The organism is Flavobacterium chungbukense (genome assembly GCF_020805785.1).
GTDB classification, from domain to species: domain Bacteria; phylum Bacteroidota; class Bacteroidia; order Flavobacteriales; family Flavobacteriaceae; genus Flavobacterium; species Flavobacterium chungbukense.
Map to the genome: position 1 here is coordinate 351,444 of NZ_JAJGZV010000002.1, position 24,179 is coordinate 375,622.

29 protein-coding genes are annotated in these 24,179 nt (G+C 32.6%); 8 read left to right on the forward strand and 21 right to left on the reverse strand.

Going from position 1 to position 24,179, the window contains the following annotated elements; genetic code table 11:
- Position 1 precedes the first annotated feature (1 nt).
- Entirely contained in the window at positions 2–433 is a 432-nt protein-coding gene (locus LL966_RS06725; RefSeq protein WP_229351505.1) for a response regulator, read from the reverse strand.
- A gap of 198 nt (positions 434–631) precedes the next feature.
- Here LL966_RS06725 and LL966_RS06730 point away from each other — a divergent pair, with 198 nt between their 5' ends.
- Complete coding sequence (locus LL966_RS06730) at positions 632–1,132, forward strand: pyridoxamine 5'-phosphate oxidase family protein (protein ID WP_229351507.1); 501 nt, start codon at positions 632–634, stop codon at positions 1,130–1,132.
- 73 nt (positions 1,133–1,205) lie between these two features.
- On the opposite strand, the gene LL966_RS06735 is transcribed toward LL966_RS06730, so the two are convergent.
- Genes LL966_RS06735 through LL966_RS06745 form a run of 3 tightly spaced genes read right to left on the reverse strand, consistent with a single transcriptional unit; the run spans position 1,206 to position 3,322 of the window.
- Positions 1,206–1,949 carry a DUF72 domain-containing protein gene (locus LL966_RS06735; RefSeq protein WP_229351510.1) on the reverse strand — a complete coding sequence of 248 codons (744 nt, stop codon included), beginning with the start codon at positions 1,947–1,949 and terminating at the stop codon, positions 1,206–1,208.
- Positions 1,946–2,677 (reverse strand): endonuclease, encoded by a 732-nt coding sequence (locus tag LL966_RS06740; protein ID WP_229351513.1) that lies wholly within the window; start codon positions 2,675–2,677, stop codon positions 1,946–1,948. Before LL966_RS06740 ends, LL966_RS06735 begins: the two co-directional genes overlap by 4 nt.
- 57 nt (positions 2,678–2,734) lie before the next feature.
- Positions 2,735–3,322, reverse strand: coding sequence for a YciE/YciF ferroxidase family protein (locus LL966_RS06745; protein WP_229351516.1), 588 nt, complete (start codon positions 3,320–3,322; stop codon positions 2,735–2,737).
- A gap of 189 nt (positions 3,323–3,511) precedes the next feature.
- On the opposite strand from LL966_RS06745, the gene LL966_RS06750 reads away from it, so the two are divergent.
- A complete protein-coding gene (locus LL966_RS06750; protein WP_229351518.1) occupies positions 3,512–4,030 on the forward strand; it encodes a hypothetical protein in 519 nt (172 codons plus the stop codon).
- Between the two features lie 89 nt (positions 4,031–4,119).
- Here LL966_RS06750 and LL966_RS06755 read toward each other — a convergent pair whose 3' ends face one another.
- The 8 genes from LL966_RS06755 to LL966_RS06790 all read right to left on the reverse strand — a co-directional run bounded on the left by LL966_RS06755 (position 4,120) and on the right by LL966_RS06790 (position 8,845).
- Complete coding sequence (locus tag LL966_RS06755; protein WP_229351520.1) at positions 4,120–4,764, reverse strand: DUF5661 family protein; 645 nt, start codon at positions 4,762–4,764, stop codon at positions 4,120–4,122.
- Positions 4,765–4,851: 87 nt separating this feature from the next.
- Positions 4,852–5,013, reverse strand: a complete 162-nt coding sequence (locus tag LL966_RS06760) for a DUF1328 domain-containing protein (RefSeq protein WP_082586828.1) — start codon at positions 5,011–5,013, stop codon at positions 4,852–4,854.
- Positions 5,014–5,098: 85 nt separating this feature from the next.
- On the reverse strand, positions 5,099–6,193 hold the full coding sequence (locus LL966_RS06765; protein ID WP_229351523.1) for a DNA topoisomerase IB: 1,095 nt from the start codon (positions 6,191–6,193) through the stop codon (positions 5,099–5,101).
- A 41-nt stretch (positions 6,194–6,234) separates the two neighbouring features.
- The gene (locus tag LL966_RS06770; protein ID WP_229351526.1) at positions 6,235–6,474 is read right to left on the reverse strand and encodes a DUF7218 family protein; all 240 of its coding nucleotides are present in this window, start codon (positions 6,472–6,474) and stop codon (positions 6,235–6,237) included.
- 228 nt (positions 6,475–6,702) lie between these two features.
- On the reverse strand, positions 6,703–7,314 hold the full coding sequence (locus LL966_RS06775; RefSeq protein WP_229351529.1) for a hypothetical protein: 612 nt from the start codon (positions 7,312–7,314) through the stop codon (positions 6,703–6,705).
- Positions 7,315–7,426: 112 nt separating this feature from the next.
- A complete protein-coding gene (locus tag LL966_RS06780) occupies positions 7,427–7,966 on the reverse strand; it encodes a hypothetical protein (protein ID WP_229351531.1) in 540 nt (179 codons plus the stop codon).
- Positions 7,967–7,996: 30 nt separating this feature from the next.
- Positions 7,997–8,578, reverse strand: a complete 582-nt coding sequence (locus LL966_RS06785) for a hypothetical protein (protein ID WP_229351533.1) — start codon at positions 8,576–8,578, stop codon at positions 7,997–7,999.
- Positions 8,579–8,608: 30 nt separating this feature from the next.
- On the reverse strand, positions 8,609–8,845 hold the full coding sequence (locus LL966_RS06790) for a hypothetical protein (protein WP_229351534.1): 237 nt from the start codon (positions 8,843–8,845) through the stop codon (positions 8,609–8,611).
- A 159-nt stretch (positions 8,846–9,004) separates the two neighbouring features.
- Here LL966_RS06790 and LL966_RS06795 point away from each other — a divergent pair, with 159 nt between their 5' ends.
- Positions 9,005–9,592 carry a DUF4142 domain-containing protein gene (locus LL966_RS06795; protein WP_229351536.1) on the forward strand — a complete coding sequence of 196 codons (588 nt, stop codon included), beginning with the start codon at positions 9,005–9,007 and terminating at the stop codon, positions 9,590–9,592.
- Between the two features lie 211 nt (positions 9,593–9,803).
- Here the strand turns inward: LL966_RS06795 and LL966_RS06800 are convergent, their stop codons facing one another.
- The 7 genes from LL966_RS06800 to galA form a co-directional block, all read right to left on the reverse strand.
- On the reverse strand, positions 9,804–11,165 hold the full coding sequence (locus LL966_RS06800) for an amidohydrolase (RefSeq protein WP_229351538.1): 1,362 nt from the start codon (positions 11,163–11,165) through the stop codon (positions 9,804–9,806).
- A 91-nt stretch (positions 11,166–11,256) separates the two neighbouring features.
- Positions 11,257–12,129 carry a helix-turn-helix domain-containing protein gene (locus LL966_RS06805; protein ID WP_229351540.1) on the reverse strand — a complete coding sequence of 291 codons (873 nt, stop codon included), beginning with the start codon at positions 12,127–12,129 and terminating at the stop codon, positions 11,257–11,259.
- A gap of 179 nt (positions 12,130–12,308) precedes the next feature.
- The gene (locus LL966_RS06810) at positions 12,309–13,361 is read right to left on the reverse strand and encodes an NAD(P)-dependent alcohol dehydrogenase (RefSeq protein WP_229351541.1); all 1,053 of its coding nucleotides are present in this window, start codon (positions 13,359–13,361) and stop codon (positions 12,309–12,311) included.
- Positions 13,362–13,464: 103 nt separating this feature from the next.
- Positions 13,465–14,448: an aldo/keto reductase gene (locus LL966_RS06815; protein WP_229351543.1), complete on the reverse strand. Its 984-nt coding sequence runs from the start codon at positions 14,446–14,448 to the stop codon at positions 13,465–13,467.
- Positions 14,449–14,599: 151 nt separating this feature from the next.
- On the reverse strand, positions 14,600–15,007 hold the full coding sequence (locus LL966_RS06820) for a cupin domain-containing protein (RefSeq protein WP_229351545.1): 408 nt from the start codon (positions 15,005–15,007) through the stop codon (positions 14,600–14,602).
- A gap of 229 nt (positions 15,008–15,236) precedes the next feature.
- Positions 15,237–16,106: a helix-turn-helix domain-containing protein gene (locus LL966_RS06825; protein WP_229351548.1), complete on the reverse strand. Its 870-nt coding sequence runs from the start codon at positions 16,104–16,106 to the stop codon at positions 15,237–15,239.
- Positions 16,107–16,353: 247 nt separating this feature from the next.
- Positions 16,354–19,176, reverse strand: coding sequence for a beta-galactosidase GalA (gene galA / locus LL966_RS06830; RefSeq protein WP_229351550.1), 2,823 nt, complete (start codon positions 19,174–19,176; stop codon positions 16,354–16,356).
- A gap of 213 nt (positions 19,177–19,389) precedes the next feature.
- On the opposite strand from galA, the gene LL966_RS06835 reads away from it, so the two are divergent.
- The 3 genes from LL966_RS06835 (at position 19,390) to LL966_RS06845 (ending at position 21,087) form a co-directional block, all read left to right on the forward strand.
- Positions 19,390–19,773 (forward strand): hypothetical protein, encoded by a 384-nt coding sequence (locus tag LL966_RS06835; protein ID WP_229351553.1) that lies wholly within the window; start codon positions 19,390–19,392, stop codon positions 19,771–19,773.
- Between the two features lie 18 nt (positions 19,774–19,791).
- Positions 19,792–20,658, forward strand: a complete 867-nt coding sequence (locus LL966_RS06840) for a chromate resistance protein ChrB domain-containing protein (RefSeq protein ID WP_229351555.1) — start codon at positions 19,792–19,794, stop codon at positions 20,656–20,658.
- A 69-nt stretch (positions 20,659–20,727) separates the two neighbouring features.
- Positions 20,728–21,087 (forward strand): hypothetical protein, encoded by a 360-nt coding sequence (locus LL966_RS06845; RefSeq protein WP_229351558.1) that lies wholly within the window; start codon positions 20,728–20,730, stop codon positions 21,085–21,087.
- 183 nt (positions 21,088–21,270) lie between these two features.
- Here LL966_RS06845 and LL966_RS06850 read toward each other — a convergent pair whose 3' ends face one another.
- Entirely contained in the window at positions 21,271–21,741 is a 471-nt protein-coding gene (locus LL966_RS06850) for a hypothetical protein (RefSeq protein ID WP_229351560.1), read from the reverse strand.
- 11 nt (positions 21,742–21,752) lie between these two features.
- Positions 21,753–22,244: a TlpA family protein disulfide reductase gene (locus tag LL966_RS06855; protein ID WP_229351561.1), complete on the reverse strand. Its 492-nt coding sequence runs from the start codon at positions 22,242–22,244 to the stop codon at positions 21,753–21,755.
- 297 nt (positions 22,245–22,541) lie between these two features.
- Between LL966_RS06855 and LL966_RS06860 the strand changes: the two genes are divergently transcribed.
- Positions 22,542–22,844: an ArsR/SmtB family transcription factor gene (locus LL966_RS06860; RefSeq protein WP_229351565.1), complete on the forward strand. Its 303-nt coding sequence runs from the start codon at positions 22,542–22,544 to the stop codon at positions 22,842–22,844.
- Positions 22,845–22,851: 7 nt separating this feature from the next.
- On the forward strand, positions 22,852–23,958 hold the full coding sequence (locus tag LL966_RS06865) for an NADH:flavin oxidoreductase (protein ID WP_229351568.1): 1,107 nt from the start codon (positions 22,852–22,854) through the stop codon (positions 23,956–23,958).
- Positions 23,959–24,179 lie beyond the last annotated feature (221 nt).

Here is a 24,179-nt window from a genome sequence, read left to right on the forward strand (position 1 = left end):
ATCAGGATTTAAAAACAAAATTAGATTGCGTTGGAGTAAATTTATTCCAATCAATTTGAATGGCGTGTTCGATTGCCTTGATAATATCTCGCATTAATACAGGCTTTGTTATGAAATAATTTGCCCCGAGATTTCTGCATCTTTCTATAATTCCTGCTTCGCTTGAAGTTGAATATATTACAACAGGAATTTCATTATTCTGATCCGATTTTCTAATTTCTTCCAAAACATCAAAACCATTTTTGCCAGGCATATTCAAATCTAAAAAAACCACATAAGGAGTCGGAGGCGGATTAAAAATAGCGTTCAGCAATTTTTGCCCTTCAGAGTAGGTTTGCAGAATAATGTTTTGGGGAATCGAATCTACCGCGTCAGAAAAAATACTAATATCGTCTTCATCATCGTCGGTATAAAAAATAGTATAGTTTTTCATGGCTTTTATTGAGAAATTTCATCAAATATAAGGCATTTTATTCATAACACATATATGTGATTCAATTCTTATCCAAATATTAAGAATTGAAATATCATAATTTCTAAGTTTAATTATATAATCAAAAAAAGCATAAAAAGAGCCAACTTTACTTTAATCAAATAATTATAAGTAAATATAACTTTAAAATATAACGTTATGGGCGATCATAAAGACCTTACAGATGAATTTGCAGTAGAGAAAATAAAAGATCTTGCTGAGCATATTAAAACCTGTATGTTTTGTACATACAATGAATACAGACTGCAGTCGCGACCAATGTCTGTGCAAGAAATTGACGATAAAGGACAACTTTGGTTTTTATCAGACCGAAATAGCAGTCAGAATGCAGAAATCACATTGAATCCGATGGTAGAAATCTTCTTCTCTGAACCGCATGACAAATTTCTTACGCTGCACGGAACTGCAACGATTGAATATGATAAAGAAACGATCGAAAGATTGTGGAATCCGATAGTAAAAGTCTGGATGCCAGGCGGCGTTGACGATCCGAATTTAAGCGTTATCAAATTCGTTCCAGAAGATGGCTATTATTGGAATAATAAAAACGGAAAAATGGTGGCAATTGCCAAAATGACGGCAGCATTTGTTACTGGACAAACAATGGATGACGGAATTGAAGGAAACTTAAAATTGTAAAGTTTACCTAACCGCAAAGAGCGCAAAGTTTTTTCGCGAAGCACGCAAGCATATGTTTGCGAACTTAGCGTTTTTACTTTGCGCTCTTTGCGGTTAAATAATTTAAAGCATGCATTCTTTTTAACTCTAAAGCATTTAGAATTCCAGCTTCGCTAGCGGTATTATTGAAATAAACAAATCCATGTTTGGATTCTAATGCATGATTTAAATTTTGCAATTCTTCACTAGAATAACTGGAATAAAACAATTTTGGAACTCCGTGAAAACGAATATAAAGTAACGGAAAATCTTTAAAAATGGTCGATGGTAAATGAGGATAACTTACACTGCAAAAAGTAATATTATTATCTTTAAAAGCACTCCACACCTCCTCGTTCCACCATGTTATATGGCGAAATTCTATTACATTTTTGAAATCGTAATTAAGAAGTCCGATAATACTTTCTAATTTTTGTTTACTAAAATCATAGCTTGGAGGAAACTGAAATAAAACGGCACCCAGTTTTTCTTTCATTCCGTTTTTGCAAACTTCGTAAAAGTCATTTAAAAGGCTTTCACAATCTTTCAGCTTTTTAATATGGGTAATTTCTTTTGGCACTTTTACCGAAAATAAAAAAGAATCTGGTGTTTTATCATACCAATTATTAAAAACTCGCACGGTCGGAAACTTATAAAAACTGCCATTAAATTCGTAAGTATTAAAATGCTGGCAATAAAATTCGAACCATGCTTTGGAGGGCAGATTTCGAGGATAAAAAATATTTTTCCAAAAACGATTATAAAAGCTCGAACATCCTATTGCTACTTGATTTTTCATTTATATAATTTTTGACAGTTAGTACAGAAAAAACTGTTTCGTTTTCTTACGCCGGTTTTTTTGCATCGAATTGGAAGCTGACATCTTAAGCATATTTTTTTTGTATATATTTCCCAATGTTCTTTGAGTTCTGATTTCTTTTTCCAATAAAGAAATTCGAAACTGTAGGTTGAGCATTCGGCTATAATCTGGCTTAATTCATTTAAAGGTATTTTACTGACTATTGATTCTGGATGAACATAGCATCGATATAAAACTTCATTTTTTATAATATTTCCAACTCCGGCAAAAATATTCTGATCAAGAATCGCGTCGGAAATCATAATATTCGGCATTTTTTCTAGTGTCTGATGTGCTTTTTTCGGATTCCAATTTTCATTCATCACATCAACACTCCAATCGTAATATTTATTAAGATCTCCTTCTAAAATTTTTACTGAACAGGTATAAAAATTGAGTTCACCATCTTCAAAAACCAAACTTAATCTTGGTTTGGCAATTTTTCTTTCGTTAATCTTATAAGTTCCAAACATCAACAATTGAATTTTGATTGTAAAAGAATCAAAACAGATCAAAAAGTGTTTTCCCCAAGTTTTAAAAGAGTTAATAGTATTGTCTTTTATTCTAGAAAAGTCAATTGCGCTCGTGCCGGATGCAGAAATTACTTTCTGTCCAGAAAATTGCTGCACTTCTTCTTTTAAAATTACTATTGATGGACCTTCGGGCATATATTCTTAATTAAAAAGTGCAGTTCGAAAACTGCACTTTGGTGATACTTAAAGTATTTATTCGATTTCTGCGGCTTCGAGATTAACAGCATTTACAGCGACTTCTGTTAGTGTTTTATCTGCTCCTTTTTCTTCGTCGAGTGTTTGTTCCAGCAACGTGGCAGCTTCGGGTAAACCTAAAGTTTCGGCAAATTGTCTTAAAGTTCCATAAGTAGCGATTTCGTAATGCTCAATTTTCTGGCTTGCCGCAATTATTGCGGCATCACGCACTACTCCAATTTCAGTTTCTTCAAGCATTCCTTTTGCTTCTTCAATTAAACCTTCCATTGCATCGCATTTCTTGGCTGTTGGTTTTTGACCAATGATTTTAAATACTTGCTCTAATCTAACGATTTGTTCTTCTGTTTCTGTCAAATGATTGTCAATTGCATCTTTCAACTCTACTGATGAAGCATTCTTAACCATTGTTGGCAATGCTTTTGTCAGTGCTTTTTCTGCCCAATAAATATCTTTTAAACCGTCTTCAAATAATTCTGTTAATCCTGAAGCTGCATTCGATTTTGGCTTCGTAACTCCTCTTGGGGTTGTTTCTTTTTTAGTTGTTTCTTTTTTAGCTGATTGTTTTTTGCTATCTGTAGTTTTCATGGTGTTATTTTTTACGATTAATAAGATGATAAAATTACCATCTACAAAACCGTATAGGTTATAAAATTCATGCTTTAAATTTCAATATAAACATCTGTTAATTATACAATTAGACTTTGTAATTCTATAAGAAGTTCCTCCGTCATCGTCACTAAATTTGTAATATACAAATCATAAAAACACGATGTCATGAGCACTATAGATAAAAAAAACAGCAATTATAGAGAGATTAATAGTCACTTTTCTTCGGATCGAAACTTAGGTAAAGATTTAAAAGATGATGCAACCAAACCTGACAATGATAATAGAGAAATTGCAGAACGAGGTTATATGGTGAGAAACGGCCACAATCCGAATCGACCAAATCCAGACGAAGATAATTTAACAGATGATGATTTAGATGATCTAAATGATGACTTTCATACTGACAGAGATTTGGAAGATAATAACGATGATATTTATGAAGTTGAACTGGAGGAAGAAAGAGACGAACTAGACAATCCGTCAGATGCAGGAGAGGATGACTATGATTTTAACGAAACCGAAGATGTTCTAGAAAATCTGGATGAGGATGAGGATGAAGAAGATGACGATGAGGATGAGTATATTGATGAAGAAATAGAAGACGACAATGATTATATCGAGGATGATGTTCAAGAAGATAATGATGATGAAGAATATCCTGAAAACGATCCTCGAAGATTATAAGGTCTTAATCTTTAAAATAAAAAAATTGTAAAAAATAAAAAACCGTCCCGTTTTTTAACGGGACGGTTTTTTTGAGTTTAAAATTCAACTTAATCACCAATAATTTTCAATACTGGAATATCGTCCATTTTTTCTAAACGCTCAGCCAATCCGGCTTTAGCTTCTTTAAGCTCCTGCTCTGCTTTATTTAGTTCTTTCTGCCATTTTTCTTTTTCCGATGAATGTTCTAGTTTTCTAAGAATTTCATAGATTTCACCCTCTGCTTCCATTACCTTTAATCTTTTGTAATAAGTCAAACTTTCGGTCATATGTGCCAATGCAATCATTGCAGTCAAAAAAGGATGATTATTGGTTACATTGACATCTTTTATTTTGCCATGTTCCAATTCTACTTTTAAAGCAAAAGCAAATTCTTCCATATTAAATGCTTCATGTTTGCTCATTGGGTCTAAATAAGCTTTTATTGCATGCACATTATTCATGGTAGAAAGATCAACATCGGTCTGCTTTTTATCATTCAAATCCTTAAAAACAACATTTGCAATAGCTCTCGCTTCTGCAGTCGTTGGATCATTTTCTGGATTTTCAAAATCGCGAATTGACCAATCCCAATTTTCTGGATGAACCGGCTTTATATATTTTTCACAGAAATCTGTTACATCATTTTTCAAGCTTACCATTTCATCATCTCTTTTGACATATACGTCCTGATAAGCACCACTTTTTGTTCCCATCATTATTCTTTTTTGGTTGAAACTGCAAACGACACATTATCGAAATAAATGTGTCGTTTTATGTTCTTTTATTTACTGATATTTTTATTAAACTCTTGTTCTTCCGCTGATTAGTGAAATAACAAATAAGACTAAAAATATGAAGAATAAAATTTTTGCTATACTAGCGGCTCCAGCGGCAATTCCACCAAAACCAAATATTCCCGCCACTATGGCTAGAATAATAAATGTGACTGTCCAACGTAACATAATAATAGTTTTTTAGTTAATACTGATTTTTTGATTTTGTTCGTATGTAAAATTTAAGCTTTTAAAGAGATGCAGTAACTCTATATTATTGACAGGGCGATTTTAAATCGATCTGATAATTCTGAATCAATTCTGAAAATGCACTTTCTGATCTCGTAAAATATTTTTTTGTGCTTCGGCTTTTCTTTGCCATATCGAAATATTTTTGGATAGAACCATCTTCGTAAGTTGCAAGCAGTAACGGATGAACATAATAATCTTTACAGACTTTTCTTGTGTTTCCAAGAGCTTCTGCAGTTAAATCAAAAGCTGTTATAATATTTTGCTTTTTTTCTTTTTCATCAGAAGTTATCCCCATTTCCATTAAACTTTCAAAGAAAATAATCGACGCCGCCCAGGTTCTAAAATCTTTTGCACTGAAATCTTCACCAGAAATTTGATGCAAATATTCGTTAACCATATGGCTGTCTAATACTTTTCTTTCGCCGTTTTTATCGTAATATTTAAAAACTTCCCAACCTGGAATTTCTTCGCAGCGACTAACCAATTTTATCAATTGTTTGTTTCGGGTTGTAATGGTATGTTGTTTTCCTTTTTTACCGATAAACTCAAAACGAAGCGAATTTTTATTGATATTAATATGACGCTTTCTCAAAGTCGAAAGTCCGTACGATTTATTGTCTTTGGCGTATTTCTCATTTCCAATTCTAATGTGCGTTTCTTCCATCAATCGAATGACTAAAGCCGTTACCTTTTCTTTCGACCATTCTTTCTTTTCCAAATCAAGATCAACTTGTTTTCGAATCGATGGAAGTTTCGCACCAAATGCCGCTATTTTATAAAACTTAGTCTGATTTCGAATCAGATTCCATTTTGGGTGATAACGGTATTGTTTTCTATTTTTTAAATCTGTTCCAACTGCCTGTAAATGTCCGTTTGTAATATCTGTGATTCGTACATTCTCCCAAGCAGGCGGAAGCACCAAACTATTAATGCGTTTAATCTCATTTTTGCTTTTTACATTTCTTCCGTTTTTCTTATAAACGAAATTTTCTCCTTCGCGACATCTTATAATTGTCAATTGATTATCATTGATGTATTCCAAATCTAGTTTTTCTATCACTAAATGAGGTGTTTTTACCAATTGATCCATTAAAAGTTCTTTTCTCGCAGCATTCATGATATTTAAATTTTTATCACACTAATAATTCATTTTAAATTTTAATTATTTCTTAGAGAGTCAATTAAACTCTTTTTATTCATATAAGATCTTCCTTGTATGCCGACTTTACTCGCTTGTTTTTGAAGTTCTTCTTTTGTCCATTCTTCATAAGGTTTGGCTTGTCCACCTTTCTCACCTGCATCTGGCGTATTGGCAATACGCGCCGATTTTTCTTTGCTGTATCCTTTTTTTACCAACGCCTCATACTGCTTTTCATTTTTAATTCTCGGATCTGGCATGATTTTAATTTTAAAGTTTATTTCTAAAAATCTGATAATTCAAAGTTCACTAAAAAGTAAGACGATTCTGTTATACAATTGTGGTTTGAAATTTCATATTTGTGGGATGGGAATTGTGAAAGTGGAAATGTAAAATTCAATTGTTAATGGTTGATGGTTGATGGTATAAAACAAAAATCCCAATTCTTTTAGGAATTGGGATTTTATAATTTAAAAATTAGAAAAATATTATTCTTCTTTATTATAAGATATCTTTATTGTTTTATCATCTTTTGCGGCATCCCAATAAACGTATTTTTGTACGTTTTTTATACCCGTCAAATCTTTTTCGAAGTTATTTTGATAGTTTACAGCCACTTCACCTTTTTCAGCATATTCGTTAAATAAGATATTTCCAACATACAGAATCTCTCCTTTATTTACGTTAAATGGAATTGAAAAACCTCCCAATCCACTATTTTTTTGAAGTATTGCAAAACCGCTATTAGAAAAAAGTCGAATTCCAATTATTTCACTTTCTCCAGCGGGTCTTTCAATTGCAAAAAGGTAAGTTAGTCCGTTATCTAATTCTCCCTTATGCTTCATTTTAAAAATTTGAGCTGGACTAATGTGCACTTCCTTAAAATTTTTTCTTGCCGTTTTTTTATCCGCAGCTTTATAACTAATCTGTATAAAATACTCATTAAAATGTGCTTTTTCTTTTGGAAATGTAATTGATCCGAAAATTAATCCTTTGTCGGTTGTTTTCGGATTAAAGGTTATTAGTTGCTGTGCTGTTAGTTGAGATACTGTTGCAACACAAAAGAAAGTAAAAACTGAAAAGGCAAAATTTCGCATCATAAGAATTAGTTGGTTTTAAAGTTTTTAGATAGTTAATTTTTAAGCTAATATATAATATTTTAATAAATCAATCTTGTCATTTGAGAATCATCATTTTTATTTTGAATGCTCTTTATTCTAAATATTTAACATTCAGAAAACCATTAGTAAATTCTACCTTGATAACATCTTTATTTTTATACTTATAAACTGAGTTATATTTTTCATTAATTATATGATTATTAATTTTATTTAATTCTTCTTTTTCATCTATAAAATTTTTGCCGTCATATAACTCATAAACTTTATTTTTTTCATTTTCAATTATATTATATTCTACAACAGCAACTTCGTGGGCAAATTTTGTATTAATGTAAAGCAAAAAGTTATCGATGTAAGTTTTTAAAAAATACGGAATCATAAATGCATATAGAATAATTACAAGCAAATTACCTATTCTTATTTTTTTCTTTAAAAAATAAAAGAAATAAAAGGCTATTATCAGTAATAATAGAAGAGAAATTATGATTAAAAACTTCCATGAATCTTCTTTAAATGCATAAATATCTGTTCTTAGATATTTACTTTTCGCAGATTTAAAATAAAATCCAAGCAGAATAAAAATGACCCAAAATACTATGTTTACAATGGTAAAAGTTACTTTTTTGTTCATAATACTAATAAAATGAATTTATAGCTATTTCTAATGACAAAATTCTTTAAGCTTGATCGTTTTTAAAGCTTTTACAAATTGATTTTGTGTTTTTTCTTTTAAATCATGACCATAAAAACACATTCCCGTTTTAGTAAAATCTTTAGAATTTCCTCTTAAGCTATCAATATAAATTCCAGTTGTCCCAAATTCTTTATTTGTGGGCGTAATTATTTTAGCTTTAAAACAATCAATTTTATAAAAAACAAAAATGTGTTTTTTATATTTTCCAAAATCAATATCTCCCGATAAAGAATCTACAATTAAATGTTTGGTCTTTTTTAAAAGGTGTTTCTGCTTTTGAGTTAAATCTGCGTAACTATTCTTATCGAAAACCAACGGAAGATCATTTTTAGTGATATCGCTAGAATACCTGCCAATATCAAAAATCAGAAAATCTTTTTCTGGCGTAATTATTCCGCCAACATAACTATCAATTCCTCTGAATTCTAATTTTTCCCATTGTTGCGGAACTGTTATTTCAAAATCACCAAAATCAATGGTTTTGAATTCTGAGTTTGATTGGCATGAAACGATTACAATTGAAAGTAAAATTGTGAAAAGATTTTTCATTTCCATAGTAAATAAAATTTGTTCATTAAACTATTTAGGCAATCCTTTTTCAGTAATGAATTTAAAAACATAGCCACTATCTAAAACCTTACCTCCTATGCTAATAAAAGTTCCAAACTGACCTCTCCAATCTTCAGTGTCATTTTCTTTTAGCGTATCCCAACGAATTACTCCGCAGAAATTTGGTTTGTCTGCTTCATCTTTTATAATTACTCCAAATTCATTATTTAAAGAAACTTTCATTCCATAAACAAAATCATTTTCCACTTGACAAACTCTTAATTAGATTTTTAACAAACATACACATTTAAAATTTTGGTACGAAAATTTCTAGGTTTAAATCCTATAACAATCTCTAAAAATCCTGTAAAATTTTCTTACATCTTCTGAATAATTTTACATCATAACATTTAAACTATTAAAATCATGAAAAAGTTACTATTAGCCGGAAAAACCATTTTAGGAGCAGGACTACTTATATTATGCCTTCAATCTTGTAAAAACGAAACAAAACAAGAAGATCCAAAAGAAGTAGCAGAAGATGCAAACGAAGCAAAATTTGATTCGATTGACAGCAAAGAAGACGATTCTGAGTTTTTAGTAGATCAGGCTGAAGTAAATTTAGCGGAAATCGAAATTGGTAAACTGGCACAAACTAAAAGTACAAACGCTGAAGTGAAAAAATTTGGTAAAATGCTTGTTGATGAGCATACTAAATCGGCTTCTGAAGTTAGTGCTTTAGCAAAAGCAAAAAACTTTACTCTTCCAACTTCTTTAACTGAAGACGGACAAGAGGAATACAATAAATTGAACAAAAAAACAGGTGTTGATTTTGATAAAAAATTTGCTGATTTAATGATTGACGGTCACGAAAAAGCAATTAAAAAATTAGAAAAAGCAGCGAAAGATGCCAATGATCAAGAAGTTAGAACTTGGGCAGCTAATAATATTGCAGGTTTAACAGCACATTTAGAACATGCTAAATTGCTAAAACAAAACCTAGACAAAAAATAAAATAAATTTAATTGGTTATTATTTATTTTTTTGAAGCAAGATTCTGAGATTCTAAGGTTCTAATTAATTGAGTATCTAAGAACCTCAAATCTTTGCTAAAAACCCCTTCAAGAGTTGAATTGCTTGAGGGGGTTTATTTTTTTAAGGTTCTGAGATTCTAAGTTTTCTTCCTAATAGTATAAATATCTCAATATCTTAGAACCTCAGTATCTTAGAACCTTAGTTCTCCAGCAATCATTTTTCCCTTAAAAAAAACTCCTTCTCTTTTTGGAAGACGAGCTACAGCTTCAGCAGAACAGCTTGCTTTTACTAAAATAAAATCAGCATCATTTCCTGGTAAAGGCCAAGTTCTTGTTCCGGCATCGTTTAATGGTAAAATTTCGTCTTTGGTAGCAATATGCAAAGCTCGGCTTAAACCAAACTCATCTGTCCATCCGTAAAGCTGTGCGCATAATTTTGCTTTTTCAAGCATATCGCATGTTCCAAAAGGCTGCCAGTGATCGACAATACTGTCTGTTCCTGTCATCAATTTTACGCCGTATTTTTTTAGCGTCGGAATAGGCATAATGGTTCTGCCAATCGGAATGGTCGAAATTACTCCAATTCCTAAGTCTCCCATTTGTTCGGCAATTTTCTCCATCTCTTTTGGATCCATTCTTGCCAAAGCAAAACCATGACTGATGTATGTTTTTCCTTGAAGTTCTTTATTTTCTTCTGTTCGTTTTATAATATATTCGATGGCAGCTTTTCCAGATGGCGGTGATTCATGCAAATGAATATCAATTCCTTTTTTATTGTCGAGCGCAATTTGAAACATTGTATCAAGCGACTTTTCCATATTGCCATCAACATTTGTGGGATCTAGACCTCCAATAAAATCAACTCCCATTTTAGCCGCTTCACGCAATAACGGTTCTGACTGCGAATATAAAATTCCGTGCTGCGGAAAAGCGACAATTTCCCATCCAAAACTATCTTTATTATTCTCTAAAGCTGCCAGAAGATGTTCCAGACTTTTTAGTCCGCTTACGGGATCAATATTCGTTTGACATCTTGCGAAATAACTTCCTTGACTTTGCATCAATTTAATTGCTTCTTCAGCTTTTCGCTGTGAATCGGTTAATAGTTGCGGAATGATTTTTTGCTCCAACGTAATCATATCTTTTACGGTATAGCCTTTTCTGGGAGCTGCATTCCAAGTACCTCCATAAAATGTTTTATCAATATGAATGTGCATATCGCGCAATCCTGGAAGCATTAAAAGTCCTTTAGCATCTATCGTTTTTAGTTTTAAAGCAGACTTTCCTGAATTGATACTTTTGATTTTACCATTAGCAATATGCAGATTGTATAAGTTTGTTTTTGTGGCTACAACTTCATTTTTTTCGTTGTATTCAAAACCATCTTCCAATCTTACATTACTTAAAATATATTCTCCTGAAGTTTTATTTTCTTCCATAACTGGCAAAACTTGCGAAGCTGCATTTGCTCCAATTCCAGAAAACAACGCTGCGCCTGTTGCCGCTGCTCCTAATCCTAAAAATTTCTTTCTGCTTATCAGATTTTCTTCCATATCTTAATTTTACATTTCAAAACTGCTTCAACTTATATTGAAGATCGTATGATGCAAAAGTCGTTTACAAATCGAAAACAGAACGGTAATATTACGGATAAGGATGGTAAAATTTATAACTTTCTTTAAAATCACCCGGTGTTTTTCCGGCATACTTTTTAAATACTTTACTGAAATAAGTATTATCATTAAAGCCCAGCATATAGGCAATTTCTTTTATAGATAAGTCTGTACTCGTAAGCAAACGTTTTGCTTCGAGTATTGTTCTTTGTTTTATAACATCGCTTGCAGGTATTTTTAAATAACGCTGTGAAAGAATATTGAGATAATTGGGAGTAATATTCAATTTATCAGCATAAAAATGCACTGAAGATTCTTCATTAAAAAAACGATCAATCAAGAAATTAAATTGTTTGATAATTTTTTCAGGTTTAGTGGAAGAATCGTGTTCTGGAAACTGAATCAAATACTCTTTTTGAAGTAATTTTAATAGTAAATGAAGATGAAGCAACGTAATTTCTTTGGTAAGAAGATCATTTTCAGGTATTGCTAATTCAATATCATGAAGATGATTTTTAAGCTCTTCAAATCTATTTTCAGTCAAAGTTAGGCAGGAAGGTACATTTTGCTCAAAATAAGAAAGAGCCGTTAAACCTGAAAATACATTTACAATTTCAGATGAAAGCATCAGCTGAAAACCTATTGTATTTTCATTCAGCAGCCAATTATGCACTTGGCCAGGTCTTACAAAATAGACCTGATAATCATCAACAATGTATTTTGTGAAATCGACATTATGAATTCCAGATCCTTTTTCTACAAAAAAAACGAGGTAAAAATCGTGTTTATGGGGTTGTTCAAATGCATTTCTTCCTTTAACGCTATGGCGAAATAAAGTAATACCTAAAGTTTCTTCTCCAAGTATATTGCCAACAGATAAAACAGGAATTGAATCTTTATTCAAAGAAATTGCTTTTGATTGTTCTTTTCAAAAATACAAAAAAGAGACTAAGTTATTAAGATGCTAAGATTCTAAGTTTTTTTATTTTGTCTTTAATCTCAGCATCTATTTTTACTTTCTAGATGTTGAAATAATTAAGTATTAAAAAACTTAGAATCTCAGAACCTTAGAGTCTTAGAATCTTATTGCAAAGACGCCATATCAATTACAAAACGATATTTGATATCACCTTTTAATAATCTTTCATAAGCATTGTTTACATCGTTTACGCCAATCAATTCGATATCAGCCGTAATATTGTGTTCTGCACAGAAATCTAGCATTTCTTGAGTTTCTGCGATTCCACCGATTAGAGAACCAGAAAAACTTCTTCTTCCTAAAATAAGACTGAAAGATGTTACAGGAAGCGGATCCATTGGAGCTCCAACAAGAGTAAGTGTTCCGTCAACTTTTAGTAAATTTAAGTAAGCATCAATATTATGTTCTGCAGAAACGCAGTCTAAAATAAAGTTTAAACTTCTAGCATGTTCTGCCATTTGTGCTTCGTCGGTAGACAATACAACTTCATCTGCTCCAAGACGTTTTGCATCTTCTGTTTTAGATAAATTAGTTGTAAAAACTACAACATGAGCTCCCATCGCTTTCGCAATTTTGATTCCCATGTGACCTAAACCTCCAATTCCTACGATTCCAACCTTTTGACCAGGACCAACTTTCCAGTGTTTTAATGGCGAATAAGTTGTAATTCCTGCGCATAATAATGGAGCAACTCCAGCAAGATCTAATTTATCTGAAATGTGTAATACAAAGCTTTCATCAACTACAATACTTTGAGAATAACCTCCAAAAGTTTGTCCGCCTAAATGCTTGTCAGGCGAGTTAAATGTCTGGATATTTCCTTCATCACAAAATTGCTCTAAATCATTTTTGCAATGTTCACATTCTCTGCAAGAATCAACCAAACAGCCAACTCCAGCTAATTCGCCAACTTTAAAGTTTTTTACATGATCGCCAATCTTCACAATACGCCCAACAATTTCATGCCCCGGAACTATCGGATAAATAGTGCCATGCCATTCGTTTCTAGCAGAATGTAGATCTGAATGACAGATTCCGCAATATAAAATCTCAATTTCTACATCATGAGCTTGCACTGCTCTACGTTTAATATCTAATGTTTGTAATGGTGCGTCGGCCGCTTCTGTACCAAAAGCTTTTATGTTTTTTGTTTCCATTTTTTTATAGTTTGTTTTTTTGTTTTCTTCGCCAGTTCGGCTAAAGCCTCGTGTCAAGTTTCAGGTTGAATTATCTAATTTTCAAATTGCCACATTATCCAATTTACTTACCTGCTTGTTTCTCTAAATGTTCCGGGTAACGAGATCCTTCAATTTTAATTTGTGCTAATGCATTTTCAATGGCAGTAATTTCTTCTGTTGAAAGTTCTAGATTAATTGCTCCCAAATTTTCCTCTAAACGATGTAATTTTGTAGTTCCAGGAATGGGTACGATCCAAGGTTTTTGGGCTAAATTCCATGCCAATGCGATTTGTGCATTTGTAACGCCTCTTTCTGAAGCAATTTTTCCTAACAAATCGACAAAAGCTTGATTTGCTTTTCTCGCTTCGGGAGCAAAACGAGGCAATGAATTTCTAAAATCTGAGCTATCAAATTGTGTGTTTTCGTCAATTTTTGCCGTAAGAAAGCCTCTTCCTAATGGACTGAAAGGCACAAATCCGATTCCTAATTCTTCTAAAACTGGAAAAATTTCCTCTTCAGGAGTTCTCCACCAAAGTGAATATTCGCTCTGAAGCGCTGTAACAGGCTGTATTGCATTTGCTTTTCGAATGTTTTCTACTCCAGCTTCTGAAAGTCCAAAATGCTTTACTTTTCCTTCCTGAATTAAATCCTTAATTACTCCTGCAACATCTTCAATGGGAACATTTGGATCAACACGATGCTGATAATACAAATCGATAACATCTGTATTCAATCTTTTTAATGAACCTTCAATACTTTTTCTAATCCATTCAGGACGACTATCCAATCCTTTTTTAGAATCACCTTCCAAAAAACCAAATTTAGTTGCAACTACAACTTTATCGCGAAATGGAGCTAAGGCTTCTCCTAAAAGTTCTTCATTCAAAAATGGACCGTAACATTCTGCCGTATCAAAAAAAGTTATTCCTTTTTCATACGCAGAACGAAGTAAGGCAATCATTTCTTTTTTGTCATGAGCCGGTCCATAACCAAAACTCATTCCCATACAGCCAAGTCCTAATGCAGAAACTTCTAGACCACTATTTCCTAAAAGGCGTTTTTTCATTTTTTAATTTTGTTTTAGGGTTGTTTTTTTGTTTAAGGTTCCAAGTTTCAGATTTAACCGCAAAGTGCGCAAAGATTTACACAAAGCACGCAAAGAATATTTGCCAGCACTAAAAAACTTAGAACTTTAGTATCTCAGAAACTTAGCACCTTTAGAGGCTACTTAAAAGAAAATATTCTGCGTCTGTTACTTTTTCTAACCATACACCGTGGCCTTTATCTATTTCTGTTATAATCGCAACATAAGAGAATGTATCAAATGGAGTTGCTCCATACCAATGTTCAATTCCTGGTAAAATGGTAACCACTTCATCTTTTTGAAGCTTTCGAACGGCTTTTCCTCTTTCTTGGTAATATCCAGTTCCTTCTTTTGCAATCAGCATTTGCAGACCCGCGTTGCTATGCCAATTACTTCTTGCACAAGGTTCAAAAGTAACTTCCTTAATAACAGTGTTTTCTGGGTGAATATCACTGGTTTGCTTTTTATAGGAAACATCACCTGTCATATAAGTATTCGGGACTTTTCCTTCTTCAATAACGGTTGAATAATTTGTTGACATAAATTTACTTATTTTTTTGAGATTGACTACATTTAAAACCACTTATCTAATTCATTATCAGAATTATAAACTAAATTTAAAAAGCTAGAATCCGCTTTATGAAGTAGTAATTTAGTTTTTTCCAAAACTGATAAATTAATTCAGCGTTGTAATTTCAAGGCAAAATTAGGTCAACTTGACTTTCTGAAAATAACAATATTCAAACAAAAAATTATGAAATTGAAACAATTTACATTCTAAGAGATTTCGGAACTGTACCTGTAAGTCTTTTAAAATAGTTATTAAAATAACTTGGATATTCAAATCCAAGCGAATAACCAATGTCTGAAATACTCCAGTCTGTATGTTGCAACAAAGCCTTTGCCTCTCCAATAATTCTTTCTGTTATATGTGCCGTTGTTGGTTTTCCTGTTACTTCTTTTACCGAACGATTTAGGTGATTGACGTGAACAGACAGACTTTGCGCATAATCCTGAGGCGTTTTTAAAGCTAATGGTTCATTTTTAGTTTCTATAGGAAATTGTCTTTCTAACAATTCTAAGAATAAAGAGGTTATTCTGGAAGATGCATTTTTATGTTTAAAGAAATTTTCTGAAGGTTGCATTTTCATTGATTCATGAATAATCAAATTGACATAACTACGCATCAAATCGTCTTTAAAAACATAATCTGTCTCGTATTCTTTGATCATTTTTTGAAATAAAGAATCTATAAAAAGCTTTTGTTCAGCATTTAAAGAAAAAATTGGGGTTCCTCCTATTTTAAACAAAGGCGATTCATGAAGCGTTTCAGAGCGATCTTTTGCTCTTAGAAATTCTTCCGTAAAAACACAAGCATAACCTTCATAACTCTCTGAAACGGTTTCCCATGAATAAGGAATAATCGGATTACCAAAAAACAAAATTGTACCGTCTGTTTCTATTCCGCGGTCAGCATATTGTATAATACTTTTACTGGTGTTGATGCAGATTTTATAAAAATCTCTCCTACTGTAAACGGGAACTTTACTAAAATCCCCATTTATAGGATAAACTTTAAATCCCTTCATTTTTAAATCTGAAGTAAAATCGCAATTCTGAGTTTCTGTCTGATTATTCATTTTGCAAAGTTATGAAAATCAAACAATATTATTTTGGTTTGTTTTGTTTTGATTTTAACCGCAAAGAACGCAAAGATTTACGCAAAGTGTTTTTTAGCTAGACTAAATAATCTCGCAAAGTCGCTGAGATGCAAAGTTTTTTCACGCAGATTCTGCATATTTTAGTAGATTCATTTTTGATTAATAATCCCAAATCTAAAAATAAAATCTTTACAGATCTGCTAAAATCTGCAGAATCTGCGTGAAACTATTTTAAACTCAAACTTCCAGCTCGTAATCCTTTCGCGGAAGCGGATAAAATAACTTCTTTTGCATTTTCATCTTTTTGAATTATGATTTGAGCGTAACCATTAAAAAGCTTTCTTTTCCAAGGTTCTGCTGGTGTTATCACTTGAATAATTCCCGGATCTGTATTCATTACATCCCAATCTTTTATCTTTTGTAAAGGCGTTGCTGCAATATGAATCGTATTTTTTCCTTCTTTTAAAATTGATGAACTTAGAATATATTTCTGAGGATCTTCTGCACTTGGTTCTACTTTATTTCCGTTAATGAAAACTACAGTTTGAACACCAATTTTTTTGTAAAAGAAACTAACAACATTCGAAGCTGAATTGTTTTTCAAATCAAATTCTCCTTTATAAATATAAGATGGTGCTTGTTTTTTATAATCACGATCTTTAAAAGCGTCAATCCATTCATTATCAGAATAATTCGATAACTGTTCTGGCAAAGTAGCACTATTACTTTTTTGTTCTTTAAAATTATTTATAGCAACCAAAGCAATGTCATCAATAAATTTATCGCTTTCCAGAGAAGTTGGATCTCCGTTTCCAACTCCTAAAATTTTTCCCCCTTTAATCGAAAAGGTAATTTCGTCGTTGGCAATTGGAACGTGCAAATTGTTTTTGTCTGTGGTTTCAATCGTTACGACCGAAATATTTCCTTTCAGAACATTTTCTTTATCCGAAGATAATTTGATGTTTTCTGCTTTTCCAGTAGTTTTTTGAATATCAGAAAGTATCTTTTCTCCATTTTTGTAACCAACCGCTTCTAAAGTTCCTAGCACATAATTTACTTTCCATTCTAAATGTCCGTTTTGTGTCATTTTCTTTTTCCCTAAACTTTTTTTGTTTAGAAAAAGCTCTACTTCATCACAATTAGAATAAGCCCAAACGTCTATTTCTTTGCCTTCCATTCCACTCCAATTCCAATGAGGCAATAGATGTAAAACAGGTTCTTTTCCCCACCAAGATTTCAGATAAAAAACATTGTCTTTAGGAAAACCGCATACATCCATCATTCCGAAATAAGATGTTACAGAAGGCCAGCCATAAGGCGTTGGTTCTCCGCGGTAATCAAAACCTGTCCAAATAAACATTCCTGCTAAATATGGTCTTTCCGAGTAGAATTTCCAACCTTCTTCTATACTGTAAAAAGTTGGTCTTGGCTTTTTGTCATAAGCACTTTGATAATGTTTGGCGTCATCTGTAAAATAAATTCCGCGCGTTGCAAACGTCGAACCTTCCTCCGTTCCCATTCCAGGCTGCTGTTTAAACTGATTTCTATGCGCGTCAATATCTCCGTTTCCGAGATAATTATATCCCATAACTTCGACTACAGAAGAAATACCGCTTTTAAATCCGCTGCTAATTCCTATTGTCACGGGTCTTGTCGGATCAATGCTTTTACTAAAATCCTGCATGATATTGGCAATTCTTTCTCCAATAATTCCACCTTCAATCTGCCATTCTTCATTTCCAACCGACCAGCAAAAAATGCTTGGATGGTTTCGATCGCGTTCCATCATTCGCTGCAAATCTTTCAAATGATACTCATTAATTCCCATTAAACGAGTTTCATCTATTACCAGCATTCCTAATTTATCGCAGGCATCTAATAATTCTGGCGTTGGAGGATGATGCGAACAACGATAGGCATTTGACCCCATTTCTTTCAGTTTTTGAATTCTGTAATACTGAATTTCATCCGGAAGTGCTGTTCCAATTCCAGCGTGATCTTGATGGTTATTTGTTCCTTTCAGTTTTATGGATTTTCCGTTAAGGAAAAAACCTTGTTCGGCATTAAACTCAATCGTTCTGATTCCGAAAGAAGTTTTATAACTGTCAATTACTTTTCCTTCACTTTTTATTTCGGTAATTAATTGATATAAATTTGGCGAATCAAGATCCCACAAAAGCGGATTTTCGACATGCAATTTTGAACTATAATTTATCGTTTGATAGAATTCTGGAGCTACTATATTTTCAGAAGAAACCGCAACTTGTTTACTTTTATTATCTAAAATGGTTTGAATGACTTCAATAGAACCCTTAAATTTTCCATTGTTTTTAATTTTTACATCAGCCGTAACAGCTGCATTATTTCCTACCAGCTCAGAAGTAACATACGTTCCGTTCTGAACTACATAAATCGGATTTGTTTTCTGCAAATAAACATGTCTGTAAATTCCGGCACCTTCATAAAACCAGCCTTCCTCCATTGAAGCATCAACACGTACAGAAATGATATTTTCCCCACCATAATTCACATAAGCCGATACATCATACTCAAAACCGTTATAACCGCTTTCTTCGGTTCCTAGATAAAATCCGTTAAAAAATACTTTCGAATTTCTAAAAACGCCATCAAATTTTAATGAAATAACTCTACCTAAATCGCTATTCGGAATTGTAATTTTTTTTCTGTACCAACCAATACTTTTCTCTGGAAAGTTTTTACCCGCCGCTTTAAATCCGTGGCTGAAACTTGCGCTTTCGCTAAAAGGTTGTTCTACAGCCCAATCGTGTGGCAGATCTAATTTTCTCCAGGCACGATCGTCAAACCCCGAAGCAGCTGGTCCATCTCCAAAACCTGTCTTTGTCAAATAGGAAAAATACCCTTCTGCATGACCAAAATCTTTTTTGGTGTCATACAAATGTCCGAATGAAAACCGCCAATCTTTATCTATTAATATTAACTCTCTAGGCGATTTGTTTTGCGCAGTAACTTGCACTAAAAACAAAAGAAAAAATGACAAAATGGTTTTTTGAATAAAAGTGGTTTTCATAAGGTTGGGTTGTTAGTAAAATCGAATAGCGATAAAAATAAGGCTTTTACAGAAAAAAAATCGATAGTATTTTATCAAAATATGATAACTCATTAATATCTAAAGCTGTAAAAAGCGATTCAAAATTTAGAATGAATCTAATGGCTTCAAACTATAATATGATATACTTTTGATGTAACTTTATTTTCAAATCTTAAAAAAGCAAAGAATATTATGAGTACTATTATAAATGAAAATAGACTCCACAGTAAATTTAAAACCCTCGATCATAAGATTAACGAACTTAATGATCAGAAGATTAATGCTTTTTTTGAATCTTTAGGATTATTAGAAAGAAATGATGTTCCAAAGGATTTCCTGAAATGGGAAAATATTCTGATTGTCGTTCCAAATCGACATGTATCTCATGAATTGAAATACTATAAATATGCTATTTCCAGAATTTCATTTTTAACAAATCCTTATGCAGATCAAATTCATATTTTTGATCTCAAAGATTGGAAAAATGCATCGGGAAACAAGACGCAGTTTCAGATTAGAGAAATGCTGAAAACAAGTTTTGGAGGGGTTAAAAAAAATACAAATAGTGGAGATTAATTTACTTTTCTTTACGGAATGAAGTGGATTACTAGGGAAAGACCTAAAATTGATAGAATTGCCTGCCCGTGGCTAATCAAAAATTTTGTTGACGCAGAGGCGGAATTTATTTATGTGCCTTTTGATGAAGTTTTAACAAAAGCGGCAGCATTAGATGCAATTCCGTTTGATATTCCTGATGTAGAATTTACACATTATAATGAAGAATGCACTTTTGACTTCATTATAAAAAAATATCAAATAAAAGATCCCGCAGTTTTAATTATGGCAAAAATTGTTCGTGGCGCCGACACCGACCGCCACGATCTTGCCAAAGAAGCAGCTGGACTTTGGGCAATTTCTGCTGGACTTTCTCATAATATAACAGACGATTCGCATTTGCTGGAAACAGGATTAGTTTTGTACGATGCACTTTACAGCTGGGCGAAACATTTGTACAAACAAAATCATCTTCAAAATAGCCCTTTCGAAAATTTACTTCACGAAGTTTATAACAAGTTTTTGATTGAGAAAAAGAATAATCAGAAAACACCTTTATGGGTTAAAGAATTGAAAAATATTATTCAAGATCAAATAGATGCACAGTTTACTTTTGATTTGAAGAAAATCTCAAGTGATTTAGAATTGAATCCGTCTTATTTATCGAGAGAGTTTTCTAAATATTTTGAAGATTTAAATTTCGGTGAATACGTGCGTAAACTTCGAATAGAAAAAGCCATCAATCTGATTCAAAATACTTCTTATACTTTAACTGAAATAGCTTATATGACGGGCTTTTCAGACCAAAGTCATTTTACCAGAATTTTTAAATTACAAACAGGAAAAAATCCTTCCTCTTATAGAAAAAACACCTTAAAAAGTAATCCAGATACAAAAGGTAAATAGTGTTCTATTTCTAAGCTTTGATTGTCAATAGTTTTGTTTTAATTAATTAATTAATTAACAAAAACTATCATGATTTTCTTCAGACACCTTTTTGCAATCACTTTATTTACTTTAAGTTTCAATGCATTTTCTCAAACGACTTATCCAAAAATCACAGGTTATTTTGGCATTCTTCATCCTATTGCCACTTTTAGCAGTGAACAAACAACCGTAAATTTTAGAGATTATTATGCAGTCGGATTTCCAACTGGTATCAACATTTGGAAAAATCAAAAAATAGGTTTTTCTTTTGAAGTTGTTCCAAATATAAGAGTTCAAGGAAACAGTGATAAAGTGACCAATTTATTATTTCATCCCGGCGTATTAGTGGCTTTAGGCAACGGTTATACCTTTGCAGGAAGAGCCGCTTTTGAAAGCAGCGGCAGATAAGGTTTTACACCTGTAATAAATAAAACTGTACTTAAAAGTGATAATTGCAGTTATTTTGTTGCGGTTCCTTTACCTGTCCGTTTTGGAAATGATCATCCCGCCTCTTTTACAATTGGTTTTCAATTTGGAATTGCTTTCTAAAATCTCTTAAAAAATGAGTTAAAAAATTGATTTGTTTTTAACTCATTTGATTTCAAAAACTCTTATAAATTTTTGCTCTAATTTTTTCCTTCTTCTTTCTTCTTTCCATCTCGAATAGAAAATACCCATAAGAAGAAACAAACTTACAATTGTAGTTGCTCTCCTAAGTCCTCTTCCAAAAAAAAGAAAAAATATATTAATGAATATCAGAAAAACTACTGGAGAAAATCTCGTCCAGATCAATTGAAATTTACTGTTTTCTTCAACGACATAATTTACATTTACCCTGTTATCAATATTCTTATAATTCCCTCTTACAATAAAAATTGTTGGAGATGTTGCTGAATTTACAGTAAAACGGAAGCTTTTATCATCAAAAACTCCATAAAAAGGTTTGGATTCGCCGAATAGAGGAAATAGTCTAAAGTAACTGAAGTTTACTTTCAAAGAACCTATTTCAATATTATGTTGCAATCTTTTGCGAAATTCAGACAAAGAGAGATTTGACTCCATTTTACTAATTATCAAGGTGCTAAAACACTTTTAATCTTATCCTCTAGAGCTTTTCCATGAATATTTTTAGCTAGAATAATTCCGTTTTTATCTATTAAAAAATTTAACGGAACAGATTGTAATCTATAATCTGCAACAGCTGGTGACTGCCAATATTTTAAATCGCTAACATTTATCCATGGCAATTTTCCTTTTGCAATTGCAGCTGTCCACAATGGTTTTTTAGTATCCATAGAAACGCCGTAAATCGATAATTTCTCGGGATAAGTATTATTTAACTTCAGTAATAATGGCTGTTCTTTAATGCAAGGTCCACACCATGAAGCCCAAAAATCAACCAAAACTAAAGATCCTCTTAAAGATGAAAGTGCGATTTTTTCTCCTTTTGTATTTGGAAGATCAATTTCTGGCGCAATGTCTCCAACATCAACACCAACAACTTGTGCTTTTGAATTGGTAATTATACAACATAAGAATGCTACAATGAGTAAAGTTTTTTTCATAATGGATTAAGTTTTATTGTTTTGGGGTTATTTTTTTAATCATGTTATTGCCTCAACATTTGTCATTTCGACGAAGGAGAAATCACACTCGCTAATCTACAAAGATTTTGATTCTCTTCATGGACTTTCTAGTGTGATTTCTCCTTCGTCGAAATGACATAAACTGAGAAAAGAATACTTAAGCAAATATAAATTTTCTTTACTAAATTCTTCATCATTTTCTCTCCTCCATCATAAAATTTTCCTAAATAAATTTTGCTTAATTGGTATATCGGGAAAAGTCGATATATTTGCATTATGGAAAAGATAGAAATATTTAAAGCCTTGTCAAACAAATCCAGATTGCAAATGCTGGAATGGCTAAAAGAGCCTGAAATCAACTTTCCCGATCAATTGCAGCACGCTGGATTTGAACATGGAGTTTGTGTTGGGCAAATTCAAGCTAAAGCTGGTTTGACACAATCTACAGTATCAGAATACCTGTCTATTTTACAACGCGCCGGTTTTATCGAAGCCAAACGTGTTGGCCAATGGACCTATTATAAACGTAACGAAGGTGCCTTTGAAGCACTCAGTAAATTAATTCAATCTAATTTGTAAAATTACTATGAGTACAAACAACCTGTTTTCTCCATTTAACTTAAAAACGTTAAATCTGAAAAACCGAATCGTAATGGCGCCAATGACGCGCTCTTTCTCTCCAAACGGAGTTCCAACTGATGAAGTCGCAGCTTATTACCAAAAAAGAGCTGAAGGTCAAGTTGGATTAATATTATCTGAAGGAACTGTAATTGACAGACCTTCATCATCAAATGATGCAAATGTTCCTCACTTTCATGGCGATTTAGCTTTAAGCGGATGGAAAAAAGTAATTGACGAAGTTCACGCTGCTGGCGGACAAATGGGACCGCAAATCTGGCATATGGGAATTATGGATAATCATCATTCTGGATGGGTTCCGCCAGTTCCTTTTGAAGGTCCGTCTGGATTAAACCGTCCTGATTTTAGAAATGGTATTGCTATGTCTGAAAAAGATATTGAAGAGACAATCCTTGCGTTTGGTAAAGCTGCAGCTGATGCCAAAAGAGTAGGTTTTGACACTATCGAAATTCACGGTGCACATGGCTATTTAATTGACCAATTTTTTAGAGCTGAAACAAACTTACGTGAAGATATTTACGGAGGAAAAACATTGCCAGAGCGCAATCGTTTTGCTATTGAAGTGGTAAAAGAAATTAGAAAACAAGTTGGAAATGATTTTGCTGTTATCATGCGTTTTTCTCAATTTAAACCTTCTGATTATAATTATAAATTAGCTAAAAATCCGCAGGAATTAGAAGCTTGGCTTACGCCTCTTGTTGATGCTGGTGTTGACATTATTCACGCTTCGCAACGTCGTTTCTGGGAACCAGAATTTGAAGAATCTGATTTAAACTTTGCAGGATGGGCTAAAAAAGTAACGGGAGCACCGACTATTACGGTTGGTTCTGTTGGACTTTCTGGCGATTTCTTTGGTGCTTTTGCTGGAGAAAGTTCACAACCAACTTCTTTAGAAGAATTAAACAGACGTTTCGACAGAGGCGATTTTGATTTGGTTGCTGTTGGTAGACCTCTTTTATCTGATCCTAATTGGGTGGCGAAAATCAAAGCAGGAAAAACAGAAGAATTAAAAGGTTTCAGTAAAGAAGCTTTAGGCCAATTGGTTTTAGAATAATTTTTTTTTTAAAGGTTCAAAGAGGCAAAGGTTTAGAGGGACAGAGATTTTTCTTTTGATTGTCTTTATTACTATATTTAAAAAAAGTGGTTGTCTCGAAAAATGAGACAACCACTTTTTTTTATCTATTATTTTGTTCCATAGGAACATTTCGTTTGTAGAAAAAAATGTTGTTATTGTTTTTACGTTCTGTCGGAACGTTTGATTTCGTGTTTCCAATT

Coding starts and splice junctions, on each gene's coding strand:
- LL966_RS06735 (WP_229351510.1), bottom strand. CDS start 1,949: ATGAAAAATCAAGTAGCAATAGGATGTTCGAGCTTTTATAATCGTTTT.
- LL966_RS06785 (WP_229351533.1), bottom strand. CDS start 8,578: ATGAAAAATCTTTTCACAATTTTACTTTCAATTGTAATCGTTTCATGC.
- LL966_RS06820 (WP_229351545.1), bottom strand. CDS start 15,007: ATGTCAACAAATTATTCAACCGTTATTGAAGAAGGAAAAGTCCCGAAT.
- LL966_RS06840 (WP_229351555.1), top strand. CDS start 19,792: ATGAAGTGGATTACTAGGGAAAGACCTAAAATTGATAGAATTGCCTGC.
- LL966_RS06760 (WP_082586828.1), bottom strand. CDS start 5,013: ATGTTACGTTGGACAGTCACATTTATTATTCTAGCCATAGTGGCGGGA.
- LL966_RS06865 (WP_229351568.1), top strand. CDS start 22,852: ATGAGTACAAACAACCTGTTTTCTCCATTTAACTTAAAAACGTTAAAT.
- LL966_RS06745 (WP_229351516.1), bottom strand. CDS start 3,322: ATGAAAACTACAGATAGCAAAAAACAATCAGCTAAAAAAGAAACAACT.
- LL966_RS06825 (WP_229351548.1), bottom strand. CDS start 16,106: ATGAATAATCAGACAGAAACTCAGAATTGCGATTTTACTTCAGATTTA.
- LL966_RS06860 (WP_229351565.1), top strand. CDS start 22,542: ATGGAAAAGATAGAAATATTTAAAGCCTTGTCAAACAAATCCAGATTG.
- LL966_RS06835 (WP_229351553.1), top strand. CDS start 19,390: ATGAGTACTATTATAAATGAAAATAGACTCCACAGTAAATTTAAAACC.
- galA (WP_229351550.1), bottom strand. CDS start 19,176: ATGAAAACCACTTTTATTCAAAAAACCATTTTGTCATTTTTTCTTTTG.
- LL966_RS06755 (WP_229351520.1), bottom strand. CDS start 4,764: ATGGGAACAAAAAGTGGTGCTTATCAGGACGTATATGTCAAAAGAGAT.
- LL966_RS06740 (WP_229351513.1), bottom strand. CDS start 2,677: ATGCCCGAAGGTCCATCAATAGTAATTTTAAAAGAAGAAGTGCAGCAA.
- LL966_RS06775 (WP_229351529.1), bottom strand. CDS start 7,314: ATGATGCGAAATTTTGCCTTTTCAGTTTTTACTTTCTTTTGTGTTGCA.
- LL966_RS06730 (WP_229351507.1), top strand. CDS start 632: ATGGGCGATCATAAAGACCTTACAGATGAATTTGCAGTAGAGAAAATA.
- LL966_RS06810 (WP_229351541.1), bottom strand. CDS start 13,361: ATGGAAACAAAAAACATAAAAGCTTTTGGTACAGAAGCGGCCGACGCA.
- LL966_RS06845 (WP_229351558.1), top strand. CDS start 20,728: ATGATTTTCTTCAGACACCTTTTTGCAATCACTTTATTTACTTTAAGT.
- LL966_RS06750 (WP_229351518.1), top strand. CDS start 3,512: ATGAGCACTATAGATAAAAAAAACAGCAATTATAGAGAGATTAATAGT.
- LL966_RS06855 (WP_229351561.1), bottom strand. CDS start 22,244: ATGAAAAAAACTTTACTCATTGTAGCATTCTTATGTTGTATAATTACC.
- LL966_RS06850 (WP_229351560.1), bottom strand. CDS start 21,741: ATGGAGTCAAATCTCTCTTTGTCTGAATTTCGCAAAAGATTGCAACAT.
- LL966_RS06765 (WP_229351523.1), bottom strand. CDS start 6,193: ATGAATGCTGCGAGAAAAGAACTTTTAATGGATCAATTGGTAAAAACA.
- LL966_RS06770 (WP_229351526.1), bottom strand. CDS start 6,474: ATGCCAGATCCGAGAATTAAAAATGAAAAGCAGTATGAGGCGTTGGTA.
- LL966_RS06800 (WP_229351538.1), bottom strand. CDS start 11,165: ATGGAAGAAAATCTGATAAGCAGAAAGAAATTTTTAGGATTAGGAGCA.
- LL966_RS06780 (WP_229351531.1), bottom strand. CDS start 7,966: ATGAACAAAAAAGTAACTTTTACCATTGTAAACATAGTATTTTGGGTC.
- LL966_RS06725 (WP_229351505.1), bottom strand. CDS start 433: ATGAAAAACTATACTATTTTTTATACCGACGATGATGAAGACGATATT.
- LL966_RS06795 (WP_229351536.1), top strand. CDS start 9,005: ATGAAAAAGTTACTATTAGCCGGAAAAACCATTTTAGGAGCAGGACTA.
- LL966_RS06815 (WP_229351543.1), bottom strand. CDS start 14,448: ATGAAAAAACGCCTTTTAGGAAATAGTGGTCTAGAAGTTTCTGCATTA.